Source organism: Bradyrhizobium sp. Kon10, from assembly GCF_055807395.1.
The window spans coordinates 26,806-38,782 of record NZ_JBVVOZ010000004.1 but is presented as its reverse complement, the minus strand read 5'-3'; the positions used below and the strand labels follow the sequence as shown (position 1 = coordinate 38,782).

General features: G+C 64.6%; 13 protein-coding genes and 1 pseudogene. 5 read left to right on the top strand and 9 right to left on the bottom strand.

Annotation, left to right across the window (positions count from 1 at the left end):
- Positions 1–96: 96 nt before the first annotated feature.
- The 6 genes from fabF to AC0L2O_RS07660 form a co-directional block, all read right to left on the bottom strand.
- Positions 97–1,362 (bottom strand): beta-ketoacyl-ACP synthase II, encoded by a 1,266-nt coding sequence (gene fabF, locus AC0L2O_RS07685; protein WP_369724263.1) that lies wholly within the window; start codon positions 1,360–1,362, stop codon positions 97–99.
- Between the two features lie 108 nt (positions 1,363–1,470).
- The gene (locus AC0L2O_RS07680; RefSeq protein ID WP_008130699.1) at positions 1,471–1,710 is read right to left on the bottom strand and encodes an acyl carrier protein; all 240 of its coding nucleotides are present in this window, start codon (positions 1,708–1,710) and stop codon (positions 1,471–1,473) included.
- A 311-nt stretch (positions 1,711–2,021) separates the two neighbouring features.
- Positions 2,022–2,759, bottom strand: coding sequence for a 3-oxoacyl-[acyl-carrier-protein] reductase (gene fabG / locus AC0L2O_RS07675; RefSeq protein ID WP_473369292.1), 738 nt, complete (start codon positions 2,757–2,759; stop codon positions 2,022–2,024).
- A gap of 69 nt (positions 2,760–2,828) precedes the next feature.
- Complete coding sequence (gene fabD, locus AC0L2O_RS07670; protein WP_473369291.1) at positions 2,829–3,788, bottom strand: ACP S-malonyltransferase; 960 nt, start codon at positions 3,786–3,788, stop codon at positions 2,829–2,831.
- A gap of 171 nt (positions 3,789–3,959) precedes the next feature.
- Complete coding sequence (locus AC0L2O_RS07665; protein WP_473369290.1) at positions 3,960–4,985, bottom strand: fatty acid desaturase family protein; 1,026 nt, start codon at positions 4,983–4,985, stop codon at positions 3,960–3,962.
- Complete coding sequence (locus AC0L2O_RS07660) at positions 4,982–5,695, bottom strand: TetR/AcrR family transcriptional regulator C-terminal domain-containing protein (protein ID WP_473369289.1); 714 nt, start codon at positions 5,693–5,695, stop codon at positions 4,982–4,984. The genes AC0L2O_RS07665 and AC0L2O_RS07660 overlap by 4 nt, the downstream gene beginning before the upstream one ends.
- A 331-nt stretch (positions 5,696–6,026) precedes the next feature.
- Between AC0L2O_RS07660 and rpsF the strand changes: the two genes are divergently transcribed.
- The 4 genes from rpsF to rplI all read left to right on the top strand — a co-directional run bounded on the left by rpsF (position 6,027) and on the right by rplI (position 8,522).
- Positions 6,027–6,527, top strand: a complete 501-nt coding sequence (rpsF, locus tag AC0L2O_RS07655) for a 30S ribosomal protein S6 (protein ID WP_369724273.1) — start codon at positions 6,027–6,029, stop codon at positions 6,525–6,527.
- A 5-nt stretch (positions 6,528–6,532) separates the two neighbouring features.
- Positions 6,533–6,772: a 30S ribosomal protein S18 gene (rpsR, locus tag AC0L2O_RS07650; protein WP_007592020.1), complete on the top strand. Its 240-nt coding sequence runs from the start codon at positions 6,533–6,535 to the stop codon at positions 6,770–6,772.
- Between the two features lie 130 nt (positions 6,773–6,902).
- Positions 6,903–7,871, top strand: coding sequence for a DUF2232 domain-containing protein (locus AC0L2O_RS07645; RefSeq protein WP_369724276.1), 969 nt, complete (start codon positions 6,903–6,905; stop codon positions 7,869–7,871).
- Positions 7,872–7,919: 48 nt separating this feature from the next.
- Positions 7,920–8,522 (top strand): 50S ribosomal protein L9, encoded by a 603-nt coding sequence (rplI, locus tag AC0L2O_RS07640; RefSeq protein WP_369724278.1) that lies wholly within the window; start codon positions 7,920–7,922, stop codon positions 8,520–8,522.
- Positions 8,523–8,558: 36 nt separating this feature from the next.
- Here rplI and AC0L2O_RS07635 read toward each other — a convergent pair.
- Positions 8,559–8,675 (bottom strand): annotated as a pseudogene (locus AC0L2O_RS07635) (PaaI family thioesterase); the annotation flags it as partial.
- Positions 8,676–8,718: 43 nt separating this feature from the next.
- Positions 8,719–9,744, bottom strand: a complete 1,026-nt coding sequence (locus AC0L2O_RS07630; RefSeq protein WP_473369288.1) for a hypothetical protein — start codon at positions 9,742–9,744, stop codon at positions 8,719–8,721.
- 278 nt (positions 9,745–10,022) lie between these two features.
- Between AC0L2O_RS07630 and AC0L2O_RS07625 the strand changes: the two genes are divergently transcribed.
- The gene (locus AC0L2O_RS07625) at positions 10,023–11,273 is read left to right on the top strand and encodes a class I SAM-dependent methyltransferase (RefSeq protein ID WP_473369287.1); all 1,251 of its coding nucleotides are present in this window, start codon (positions 10,023–10,025) and stop codon (positions 11,271–11,273) included.
- 3 nt (positions 11,274–11,276) lie between these two features.
- Here the strand turns inward: AC0L2O_RS07625 and AC0L2O_RS07620 are convergent, their stop codons facing one another.
- On the bottom strand, positions 11,277–11,483 hold the full coding sequence (locus tag AC0L2O_RS07620; RefSeq protein WP_369724284.1) for a transcriptional regulator: 207 nt from the start codon (positions 11,481–11,483) through the stop codon (positions 11,277–11,279).
- Between the last annotated feature and the right edge of the window lie 494 nt (positions 11,484–11,977).

Sequence of the window (11,977 nt, the reverse complement as noted above, 5' to 3'; positions counted from 1 at the left end):
TGCGGCCTGACAATCGCTTGTCCTGCCAAATGCACGCGCCCACATGTATGACTATCGCCGAATACGGCAAAACGGTGGATTCGCTTCAAACGCAAGCTAACTGGCCAAGCGGCGGAAGATCACCGACGCATTGGTACCGCCAAAACCAAAAGAATTCGACAACGCGACATTGACCTCGCGCTTCTTCGCCAGATGCGGCACGAGATCGATCGCAGTGTCGACCGACGGATCGTCCAGATTGATGGTCGGCGGCACGACATTATCGCGAATCGCGAGAAGGGCGAAGATCGCCTCGATCGCGCCGGCCGCGCCGAGCAGATGGCCGGTCGAGGATTTGGTCGAGGACATCGCGACCTTCGAGGCGGCATTGCCAAGGAGCCGCTCGACCGCACCAAGCTCGATCTCGTCGCCGAGCGGTGTCGAGGTGCCGTGCGCGTTGATGTAGTCGAGATCGGATGGCGTCAGGCCGGCGCGCTTCAACGCCGCCGCCATGCTGCGGAATCCGCCGTCGCCGTCGGGCGACGGCGAGGTGATGTGATAGGCATCGCCGGAGAGGCCGTAGCCGATCACCTCGGCGTAGATCCTGGCGCCACGGCGCCTGGCGTGATCGAGCTCTTCCAGGACGAGGACGCCGGCGCCCTCGCCCATCACGAAGCCGTCGCGGCCCTTGTCGTAGGGACGTGAGGCCTTCTCGGGCGTCTCGTTGAACGCGGTCGACAGCGCACGGGCGGCGTTGAAGCCGGCGATACCGATGCGGCCGATCGGCGATTCAGCGCCGCCGGCGACCATGACGTCGGCGTCGCCGAGCGCAATCAGGCGCGCGGCATCCCCGACCGCATGTGCGCCGGTCGAGCAGGCCGTGACCACCGAATGATTCGGTCCCTTCAGCCCATGCTTGATCGAGACATAGCCGGAGGCGAGATTGATCAGGCGACCCGGAATGAAGAAGGGCGACACCCGGCGCGGCCCGCGTTCCTTCAACAGGACCGCGGTCTCAGCAATGCCGTTGAGGCCGCCGATGCCGGAACCGATCATGGTACCGGTCGCGCATTTGTCCTCTTCGGACTCGGGATGCCAGTTGGCATCGTCGAGCGCCTGGCCCGCAGCCGCCATGCCGAAGATGATGAAGTCGTCGACCTTGCGCTGGTCCTTCGGCTCCATCCAGATATCCGGATTGAAGCTGTCGTTCGAACCGTCGCCGCGCACCACGGTGCAAGCGATCTTGGTCTGAAGATCGGAGACGTCGAAGCTCTCGATCTTGCGCGCACCGCTTTCGCCGTTGAGGATGCGTTTCCAGGTCGGCTCGACGCCGCAGCCGAGCGGCGACACCATGCCAAGACCCGTGACGACAACCCGCCTCATATCCGAAAACTCCGCATCGAATTATTCACGGCCAATAACAAGAAACCGGCTGACCGCTTGGAAGCGGCCCGTCCGGTTTCAATGTTGTCCCCGCGAAAATGAAGAGCCTTAGCTCTTCGCGTTCTTCTCGAGAAACTTGGTGGCATCGCCGACGGTGAGAATCGTCTCCGCGGCATCGTCCGGAATCTCGCACCCGAATTCTTCTTCGAACGCCATCACCAGTTCGACGGTGTCCAGACTGTCGGCGCCGAGGTCATCGATGAAGCTCGCTGCGTCGACAACCTTCTCGGGTTCAACACCAAGGTGTTCGACCACGATCTTCTTAACCCGTTCGCCAATGTCACTCATTGCATAACCTCGTGTTGTTCCCTGTAGACCCGACCCCCCGGGACGATACGAGCCGTCGTGGTCGTTGACTGCCTTCGCTTACGAACTTTGATTTGGCCCCATCCTAACCGATGCAGGCCCGGCGAACGACGGCCAAGGCTCCGCATCGCCAATATACAGGGTTTCAAAAACCTGCAATGGCGTTCTTTGCCCATCCGTTGAACGGTCCGGTTACCATACTTCAACTGCCTTGACTACAAGCCTCAATTCGCTCCGGAAACGGCCGTTTGCCGCTTCCCGCGCCGCCCATGTGGGCGGTGCGGAACGAAGCGTCAGATCATGGCCATGCCGCCATTGACGTGGATCGTTTGCCCGGTGACGTAGGCAGCTTCATTCGAACTGAGGTAGACGGCGGCGGCCGCGATGTCCTCGGGCGTCCCCAGACGAGCCGCCGGAACCTTGGTCAGAATCGTTTCGCGCTGCTTGTCATTGAGCGCATCCGTCATCGGCGTCTTGATGAAGCCGGGCGCGATGCAGTTCGCAGTCACGCCGCGCTTGGCATATTCGGCGCCCAGCGTCTTGATCATGCCGATCAGGCCGGCTTTGGACGCCGTGTAATTGCCCTGCCCGGGATTGCCGGTGACGCCGACCACCGAGGTGATGGCGACGATGCGGCCGAAGCGCTTGCGCATCATCAATTTGGTGGCGGCGCGCGCAAGCCGGAAGGTCGACGTCAGGTTGACGTTGATGACCTCGTCCCAATCTTCATCGCGAAGCTGGACGAAAAGATTGTCGCGCGTGATGCCGGCATTGGCGATGAGGATGTCGACCTGCCCCATGGCCTTTTCGGCGGCGGGCACCAGCGCCTCGACCTCGTCGGCCTTGGAGAGATTGCAAGGCAGCACAAGGGCGCGCTCGCCGAGCTTGCCGGCTAGCTCGTCCAGCACTTCTTTCCGCGTTCCCGAAATCGCAACCGTGGCTCCCTGCGCATGCAGGGCCTGCGCAATCGCGCCGCCGATGCCACCGGTCGCACCCGTGACGAGCGCCTTCCTGCCAGTCAGATCGAACATTGATAGCTCCTCCAAAGCACGATCCGGAAAAGTGTGCAGCGGTTTTCCGGAAAGATCGTGCGCAAACTTTCAAGCCTGCTTCGCAGCGGCCAATGCATCCTTGGCGGCGGCCATGTCGTTCGGCCCGCCGATTGCAACTCCGATAGCGCCGTCGGCGATGCGCTTGACCAGACCGGTCAGCACCTTGCCCGCACCGATCTCGAAGAAGCGGGTGACGCCCTGCCCTGCCATATAGGCCACCGACTCGCGCCAGCGCACGGTGCCAGTGACCTGCTCGACCAGGCGGCGGCGGATCTCGTCGGGATCGGTGATGGCGCTTGCCAGCACGTTCGACACCAGCGGCGCGGCCGGCGCCTTGATGGTGACTTTGGACAGCGCCTCGGCCATCGCATCCGCAGCCGGCTGCATCAGCTTGCAATGGAAGGGCGCCGACACCGGCAGCAGCATGGCACGCTTGGCGCCCTTGCCCTTGGCGATCTCGATGGCACGATCGACCGCCGCCTTGTCGCCGGAGACGACCACCTGCCCCCCGCCATTGTCATTGGCGGCCTGGCAGACCTGCCCCTGGGCCGCCTCGTGGGCGACCGCCATCGCGGCCTCATAGTCGAGGCCGAGCAGCGCGGCCATGGCACCTGCGCCGACCGGCACCGCTTTTTGCATTGCGAGACCGCGGGTGCGAAGCAGGCGCGCGGTATCAGAAATTGTCAGGCTCCCGGCTGCGGCAAGCGCCGAATATTCGCCAAGCGAGTGGCCGGCAACGAAGGCAGCATCCCGCCCCACAGAAAAACCCGCCTCAGATTCCAGCACGCGCAGGGTGGCGATAGAAACCGCCATCAGCGCCGGCTGGGCGTTCTCGGTGAGCTGAAGGGTTTCGGCCGGGCCATCCCAAATGATCGCTGTCAGCTTCTCCCCAAGCGCGGCGTCGACCTCGTCGAACACAGCGCGCGCTACTGGGAAGGCGCCGGCCAGGGCCTTGCCCATTCCGACCGCCTGGGAACCCTGCCCCGGAAACGTGAATGCTGCCGTCATCGGCGCTCCCTGCCTGTCGCGCGTGGTCCCTACGAGAACCGGCGGTCGCCTACGCACGGCCTGGGCGATGGTTCCGGATCATGCTTCAAAGGGGGCCGTAGACACTGTCCGGGGCCGCAATGTCAAGCCAAGATGGGAACCGGAACCGGCATTCGACGCGACGCCGACTGATCAAAACCCGCCGGCGTTCTGATCCGCGCCGATCTCGGCGCCAGCGCGCGCACGGCGGGCGCTGCTTGCCAATTGCCCCGGCCGGTCGTCGCTGTTCGGCTTTGCGGTGGCGAGCCGCAGCACCGCTGCATAGTTCGGCTGCACTTCCATCGCCCCGGCATGCCGGCTTTCGCTGAGCAGGCGATGGACCTTCGGCAGATTGTAGCAGGGCACGTAGAACAAGAGATGATGCTCTAGGTGGTAGTTGACGTAATACGGCGCGATGAACAGGCGCTCGAGAAGATTGGCGTGCGTGGTGCGGGTGTTGCGCAGAGGATCGCTGCTATCGGGGACCACCGCGTGCTCGGCTATGTTGCGGATGCGGGTGATGACCATCATCCAGGTCACGAGCGGCAGCAGCCATAACAGCGGATACGCCCACCATATGCCGGCCGCGGCCAGCACGGCGAACATCACGGCATTGACGGCGCATTGCGGTCCAAGCTTCTCCAGGAAATGCGTCAGACGCCGCTGCCGCGGCCAGTCCTTCGGCCCGAGCGCGTTGAGCAGTTGCGCCTTGCGCTGCTGATAGCCGGTCTGCCCGGTGATATCGCGCAAGAACTTGCGGCGGTAACTCAACTTGGTGATCGGAAACGGCGCCGACAGCACGAGATCAGGATCGTCCTCCTGCTGCGTGCGCGCGTGATGTTGCAAATGATAGCGCCGATAGGCGCGCGTCTCGGCAAAGATGGGATAGGCGCAGAACCACTGGCTCAGCGTCAGATTGGTGGTCTCGTCGGCAGAGAGGCAACCGTGCGCGCCGTCATGCATGAGGATCGCAAGCCCAAGCTGGCGCGAGCCGATGATCGCAACCGCCAGAATATAAGTGAGTGGATTGGGCCACCACGCGACCAGCGCTATCGCGCCGATGATCAAAGCCCAGGCGTGCGCAATCAAGGCCACCCCCTTCCATGTCACGCGCCGGCGCACGTCGACGAGCTGGTCCTCGGTCAGAAAATCGCGGGCACGCATGCGAAGCGCGGTCATGGCTCATTCTCCCCGTCCGAACCGGTTGAAGCGTCGCGATCCCCGACAAGGCGCAGGCGCGCGGCGTCGCCGGTGGATTTCGCCTGCTCGCCGAGCACGCGCAGCATCTCGGCACAGAGCTCATCCGGTGAGCGGCCCATGGCGTAGCCTTCGAGGATGACGCCGATGGCGACCGCCCAGAACCGCCGCGAGCTTTCGTCGGGCGCACGCAGCGAGCGCCAGCCGTGCTGCGCGACCTGGCTTGCATAGGCGCGCGCGCCTTCGCTGTGCAGGCGCTCGATGGTGCGCTCGACCAATGGCGCGAGATCCTGGCGGCGCCGGGTCAACGTCAGCGCTTCGGCGAAGAAGGCGATCGTATCGCTTGCCGTGACGGTCTCGGCCAACGCGTGCGTGTACTCTTGCGGCGAGCGCGCCTTCAGCGCCGCCTGCTCGGTCGCACGCGCCAGATACAGCAGCTCGCGGCAGGCGCATTCGACGAACAGCGCCTCCTTGGTGCGGAAGTAATAGGTGATCTGGCTCGGAAATGCGTTCGCGGCGGCCGCGATATCGGTGATCGACGCGCCCGACAGCCCTCGCTCTCGGAATAGCGGGCTTGCCGCGTCCAGCAGCACGGAACGCATCTTGCGGCCGGCCGAGCGTGTGGCACGCGCGACATGCTTGGGGTCGCCGGCCATCGCCTCAAACGGCTCATGGACCGCCTTTTCCACCATTGGACCCTCTCCTTTGCTTTATTTGTATGCTATACAAACAAATAAAGCAAGGGACTAGGCCGCTTGAGGCGCCCTATGGGAAGCGTCCCCGGCCGAATTCGGACCTGCAACCTTGCCAAGCCGGCCAAAATCCGTATAAGGCGCGCATCCGCAGACCCCGGCCGGGAGCTGAACGGACGGTCTCAGCAAATCACTTGTGATTTTGATGTGGCAGGGCCAGTCGGCCCGTCGTCCCGTGTTTCCGCCTTCTGAGCTTAATCCCAGAGTCCTTTCCGAAGGCCTCTTAAGGGCTTGACGCCGGGCGATGCGCCAACATGAGGAAAGGACTTCCATGGCTCTCTATGAGCATGTTTTTCTCGCGCGCCAAGACGCGAGCACGCAGCAGGTCGAAGAGCTGACTGCGCAGATGACCGGCATCGTCGAGGGTCTCGGCGGCAAGGTCACCAAGACCGAGAATTGGGGCGTACGCTCCCTCACCTACCGCATGAGCAAGAACCGCAAGGCGCATTTCGTGCTGCTCAACATCGACGCGCCGTCCGCGGCGATCGCCGAGATCGAGCGCCAGGAGCGCATCAGCGAAGACGTGATCCGCTATCTCAGCGTTCGCGTCGAGGAGCTCGAGGAAGGTCCGTCCGCGATGATGCGCAAGGCCGATCGCGATCGCGAACGTGATGATCGCGGCGGCGGCTTCCGCGGCGAGCGTGAAGGCGGCTTCCGTGGCGACCGCGAGGGCGGCTTCCGCGGTGGCGATCGTGACGGTGGCTTCCGCGGCGATCGCGGTCCGCGCCGTCCGCGCGACGAAGCTGAAACCACCACGACGGATGCGGAGTAAGATCAATGGCTGAAGCTGGTGCACGCCGTCCGTTTTTCCGTCGCCGCAAGAGCTGCCCGTTCACGGGCGCGAATGCTCCGAAGATCGACTACAAGGACTCCAAGCTGCTGATGCGCTACGTCTCCGAGCGCGGCAAGATCGTGCCGAGCCGCATCACCGCGGTGTCCGCGAAGAAGCAGCGTGAGCTCGCCCGCGCCATCAAGCGCGCGCGGTTCCTGGGCCTGCTGCCCTACGTCATTCGCTAAGACGGCTAATACGATCGGCGGCGCCGCGCCGCCGATCGTCACTTTTTGAACTCATAAGGCTTCCGGCTCGTCCGGTCGCCGATGGTTGGGGCGAGATGCCTCTAACCGCTCGAAGGGAGCGGGACAGCTGATGATGACCTTCGGACTGATAGCCCTGATCGCCGGCGCCGCGTCGGCCCTGATGTTCGCCTCGATCGTATCGGGCGCGCTGATCTCGCTCGTCCTGTTCTATCTCGCACCGCTGCCTCTGATGGTGGCCTCGATCGGCTGGGGGCCGCTTTGCGCGACACTCGGCGGAATCGGCGCCGCGCTCGGCCTCGGCGCCCTGTTCGGCCTGCCCTACTGCCTCGCCTTCGCCGTCACCGTCGCGCTGCCGGCCTGGTGGCTCGGTCATCTCGTCCTGCTCGGTCGACAGGTCACCGCCTCTCCCGTTGCCGAGGCGCCGGCCGAACCCGAGATCGAATGGTATCCGGTCGGCCGCCTGCTGCTGTGGATCGCGGGCTTTGCCACCCTGACCACGATCGCCGCCCTGCTCACGCTCGGCACCGACGCCGAGACCATCACCGGCGCGCTGCGGCGCGGCCTGATGCGCATCCTGCGCGCCGCCGACCCGCAGGTCTCGGGCGAGGTCGACCAGTTCGTCGACGCGCTCGTGACGATCGCGCCGGCCGCCGCCACCATCGTCGCCATGATGACCCTCACCCTCAACCTCTGGCTCGGCGCCAGGGTGACCGCGACGTCGGGCCGGTTGCGACGTCCCTGGCCGGATTTGATGACGGCCGAACTGCCGCCGATGACGCTCGCCGTGCTCTGCATCGCGCTCGCGTTCTGCTTTACCGGCGGGCTGCTCGCGATGTTCGCGCAGATCACGACGGCGGCGCTGATGATGGCCTACGCGCTGACCGGCTTCGCCGTGCTGCATACGCTGACGCTCGCGCTGAAGAGCCGCGCCTTCTGGCTCGGCTCCACCTATGCCGTCGTCGTCGTGTTCGGCTGGCCGGTGATCGCAATGGTGATCCTCGGCCTTGCGGACGCCGTGTTCGGCTTCCGCGAACGCTTTCTGCGCAACCGGCTGCCGCCGCCGCTGCCGACCTCTTAAGTCCAAACCCGAAACCTGCAACTCAGAGCACTTCAAAGGAGAACGAATATGGAAGTCATTTTGCTGGAACGCGTCAACAAGCTCGGCCACATGGGCGAAGTCGTGAAGGTTCGCGACGGCTATGCCCGCAATTTCCTGCTCAAGCGCGGCAAGGCGCTGCGCGCCACGGCCGACAACCGCGCCAAGTACGACGGCATGAAGGCCGAGCTCGAGGCTCGCAATCTCCAGAGCAAGGGCGAGGCGTCCAAGATCGCCGAGAAGGTTCAGGGCAAGAACATCATCGTGATCCGTCAGGCCTCGGAAGCCGGCCAGCTGTTCGGCTCGGTGACGGTGCGTGACGTGGTCACGGCCTTCGAAGCCGACGGCGTTGCGCTCGAGCGCCCGCAGGTCCAGCTCGACGCGCCGATCAAGACCATCGGCAAGCACACTATCACCGTCGCGATCCACCCCGAGGTCGAGGTCGACGTGACCGTGACCGTTGCGCGCAGCCAAGACGAGGCCGAGCGCATCAACCGCGGCGAGGACATCTCGACCCGCAACGAGGACCGCGATGCGGCCGCCGAAGCCATTGCGGCCGCCGGCGAGTTCTTCGATCCGGAAGCCCAGCAGGACGCCGAGCCGGCGCCGGCTGCGGAAGAGACCGAGAAGTAAGCCTCGCGTTCGCGCAGGCAACGAAGCCCGGCTGCCTCAGGCAGCCGGGCTTTTTATTTTGGCGGCGGCCTCGCTCAGCATCGCGATCGAAGCCAGCGCCGTCGCCGTATGCTTCTCGATGCCCTCGCTCACGCAGAACACGTCCGCCGCGAGGCCGCGATGGGACGCGACCTCCGTGGATCAATCCAGAAAATCCTTAGCGTGAGATCGGCGGGGCCGGCGGACCGGACTGTTCGGCCGGCGCCGGGGCGGCTGCGGTCGCGGGCGGCGACGGCTCCTCCGACTTGGCCGCAGGCTCGGAGCTGCCGCTGGCAGCCGGCTCAGCCGGCTTGGGCGCGGCCACCTCAGCAGGCTTGGGAGCGGCGACCTCAGCGGGCTTGGCCATGGACGGCTCAGCAGGCTTCGCGGCAGCCGCCGGGGGTGCCGGTGTCACAGCCGGCACCGGATCGGGACGCAGCCCCGGCGCCTCGGTGCCGCTCGGCTCGACCTTGGCGCTTTCCGGCTTGGCCTCGGCTGGCTTCTCGGGTGCCTTGCTGCTGTCAGGCTTGGATTCGTCGCGACCAGAATCGATCTTGCCGCTGTCGCTCTTCGGCTCGGATTTGGGTTCAGCCTTCTTGTCGCCGGCGTCCTCGGTCTCAGGCTTGGCGCGCTTGCTGAGCCGCTTGGCCTTGCGGCCCTCGGGCTGTTGTTCGTTGGCCTGGCCCTCGGGCTTGGCACTTTCCTTAGCACCTTCCTTGGCACCCTCTTCGCTCGGCCGCGCCGCGCGCTTCTGACGCCCCTCAGGCGCCGGGGTTGCGCCCTCTCCCTCCGGCTTGGCGGCCTCTTGCGAGCGCTGGCGGCGGCCCTGACGTTCGGGGGATTGCGCCGGGTTGGTGTTGGCGTCCTTCTCCTTGGCGCCATCCTTCTTCTCCTTGCCATCCTTGCCACCGTCCTTGGACTGGTAGCGGGCGTCGGTGGCACCATTGGAGACGAGATAGGAGGCCAGCACGCCGGCCATGTCGGGGCTGGTCGTGTAGTGCTGACGCAGGAAGCCTGGCAGCGAGCCCGGCGCGACCGTTTTCAACAGCCCTCTCGGGCTCTTGTGACAGGCATTGCAGGTCTGCGCGAAGATCTGGGACGGGGCCTTGCCGGCCTCAAGGTTCGTCACCTGCGCCAGAACGGCATCGCTGCCGAAGCCGATCAAAAACAGCACCGTTGCGAGGCTGAGCGCGCGGCTCGACATTCCCATCATCTCCATAGAATTCCGAGAGGTGCAGCCCGCCTCCGGCGCGCGGCGGCCACCTTTTAGCGGATTATGACGCGAATGGAAGCAGGCTCATCGCGCAAGGATTTGACCCTGCAATTTTGGAATATCGGCTTTGAACACAACGCAATAGCAGGCCACGAATAGGCTGTTTAGATCTCCATGCAAACGCATAGGAACCCTGCCGGCTCCTGGGCGTAGGAAGTGAAAGCTGGGTTAGTCGCTTCTTTTCGGGTGCGCTCGAGAGGTAGGTGCGGATGGACGGCTTGTTGCGTAGATCCCTGTCTCAATTCATCCGCCGCGGGTCGATGACGGTGACCACGGCGGCCGGCACGAAATTCTGCGCCGGCGACGGCTCCGGCGAGCCGGTCGAAGTCCGTTTCGTCACTGCCGACGCGGAACGGAGAATCCTCATCAATCCCGAACTCGGGCTTGGCGAGGCTTACATGGATGGCGAGTTCGTCGTCGAGCGCGGCACCATAGCCGACGCCCTCGCAATCCTGCTCGACCAGCCTGACCTGTTGCCGCAATGGGCAAAACCGTGGTGGCACCTGCGCTATCTCACGCGGCACCTGAAGCAATTCAATCCGCGGACGCGCGCCCGCCGCAATGTCGCGCATCACTATGATCTCGACGGCAGGCTCTATTCGCTCTTTCTCGACGCCGACAAGCAATATAGCTGCGCCTATTTCGAGACCCCCGAGGCCACGCTCGACGACGCGCAACTCGCCAAGAAGCGGCACGTCACAGCGAAGCTGCGCCTCAGAGGCGGCGAGCGCGTGCTCGACATCGGCTCGGGCTGGGGCGGGCTCGGCCTTTATCTGGCCGAGATCGCAGGTTGCGACGTCACCGGCGTCACGCTCTCGACGGAACAGTTGCAGGTCGCGAACGCGCGCGCCGCCGAGAAGGGTTTGGCGCGGTCGGCGCGATTCCTGCTCCAGGACTACCGTGACATCGACGGGCCGTTCGACCGTATCGTCTCTGTCGGCATGTTCGAGCATGTCGGGGTCAAGTTCTACGACACCTATTTCAAACGCTGCGCCGAGCTCCTGAGCGAGGACGGCGTCATGCTGCTGCACTCGATCGGCCGCTCGCAAGGCCCGGATTCGACCAATCCCTGGATCGCCAAATACATCTTTCCCGGCGGCTACATCCCGGCGCTCTCGGAGGTGCTGCCCTCGATCGAGCGCGCCGGGCTGCTGGTCTGCGACATCGAGATCCTGCGCTTGCACTACGCCGAGACATTGAAGGCATGGCGGGAGCGCTTCATGGCGCGGCGCGAGGAAGCGGTGCAACTCTACGACGAGCGTTTCGCCCTGATGTGGGAGTTCTATCTCGCGGCCAGCGAGATGACGTTCCGCAAGCAGCACATGATGAACTTCCAGGTTCAGCTCACCAGGCGCCAGGGCGTGGTTCCGATGACCCGCGACTATATCGCGCATGAAGAAGCCCGGCTGCGCACCCTCGAGGGCGGCGCCGAACCGAGACTGAAGCTTGCAGGTGAATAGGTCCTAATGGCGAGCAGTCGAAATCGGCGGCAGCGGGAAAGTGGCGGCTAACGCCAGCTGCACGCGCAATTCCGCGAGGATTTCGGGCGCGACCGGCTGACGCCGCAGCTCCGGCTGCGAGGCCTGCTCCATGGCGGCGATCAGCCCGCACAGCCAAAGCCGGCTGCCTGCCTCGCTTCGCCAAATCTGGGACTGCCGTTCTGGCCGCATCGCTGCCTCGTCTTCGGGGGGCGTCGGAGATAATCCCCGGCCCGCCTGCCTGTTCCGGTCATACCCCCGAAAGAATCCGGGGAGATGTGATCTGCTTCACATAAGTCTGGTCGGCCCTGGCCTAGATCGTCGCTATGAGCAAGAAGACCCAAACCTCATTCGACGTGCAGGACGACCTCCGCACCGATTACGCCCTGATCGCCACCGGCGTCGGTGCGGCCCTGGTTGCGCTGGTCTATCTCCTGCTGGTCTGAACCCGCGCCGAAAGCGGCCAGCGCGCCAAATCGCGCGCTCTTTGATACGTCTGCACCTCAATCCATTAGGTTCATGATGTCCGGCTATTTCCGTGGTGCAGTCGTGACCGCTTCCGGACCCGGCGAGTTCCGCAAAAATCCGTCAAGCGCGGCGCGTGCCGCGACCGCCAATCATCCACCGCTTTAATGATCGGTTGATAGCGACGAGCTTTCGCTTCCGCTTCGGGCTGCGGCGGCGCT

Excerpts from the sequence above, each read along its gene's own strand:
- fabF (WP_369724263.1), bottom strand. The coding sequence starts at position 1,362 with ATGAGGCGGGTTGTCGTCACGGGTCTTGGCATGGTGTCGCCGCTCGGC.
- AC0L2O_RS07680 (WP_008130699.1), bottom strand. The coding sequence starts at position 1,710 with ATGAGTGACATTGGCGAACGGGTTAAGAAGATCGTGGTCGAACACCTT.
- fabG (WP_473369292.1), bottom strand. The coding sequence starts at position 2,759 with ATGTTCGATCTGACTGGCAGGAAGGCGCTCGTCACGGGTGCGACCGGT.
- fabD (WP_473369291.1), bottom strand. The coding sequence starts at position 3,788 with ATGACGGCAGCATTCACGTTTCCGGGGCAGGGTTCCCAGGCGGTCGGA.
- AC0L2O_RS07665 (WP_473369290.1), bottom strand. The coding sequence starts at position 4,985 with ATGACCGCGCTTCGCATGCGTGCCCGCGATTTTCTGACCGAGGACCAG.
- AC0L2O_RS07660 (WP_473369289.1), bottom strand. The coding sequence starts at position 5,695 with ATGGTGGAAAAGGCGGTCCATGAGCCGTTTGAGGCGATGGCCGGCGAC.
- rpsF (WP_369724273.1), top strand. The coding sequence starts at position 6,027 with ATGGCTCTCTATGAGCATGTTTTTCTCGCGCGCCAAGACGCGAGCACG.
- rpsR (WP_007592020.1), top strand. The coding sequence starts at position 6,533 with ATGGCTGAAGCTGGTGCACGCCGTCCGTTTTTCCGTCGCCGCAAGAGC.
- AC0L2O_RS07645 (WP_369724276.1), top strand. The coding sequence starts at position 6,903 with ATGATGACCTTCGGACTGATAGCCCTGATCGCCGGCGCCGCGTCGGCC.
- rplI (WP_369724278.1), top strand. The coding sequence starts at position 7,920 with ATGGAAGTCATTTTGCTGGAACGCGTCAACAAGCTCGGCCACATGGGC.
- AC0L2O_RS07630 (WP_473369288.1), bottom strand. The coding sequence starts at position 9,744 with ATGTCGAGCCGCGCGCTCAGCCTCGCAACGGTGCTGTTTTTGATCGGC.
- AC0L2O_RS07625 (WP_473369287.1), top strand. The coding sequence starts at position 10,023 with ATGGACGGCTTGTTGCGTAGATCCCTGTCTCAATTCATCCGCCGCGGG.
- AC0L2O_RS07620 (WP_369724284.1), bottom strand. The coding sequence starts at position 11,483 with ATGCGGCCAGAACGGCAGTCCCAGATTTGGCGAAGCGAGGCAGGCAGC.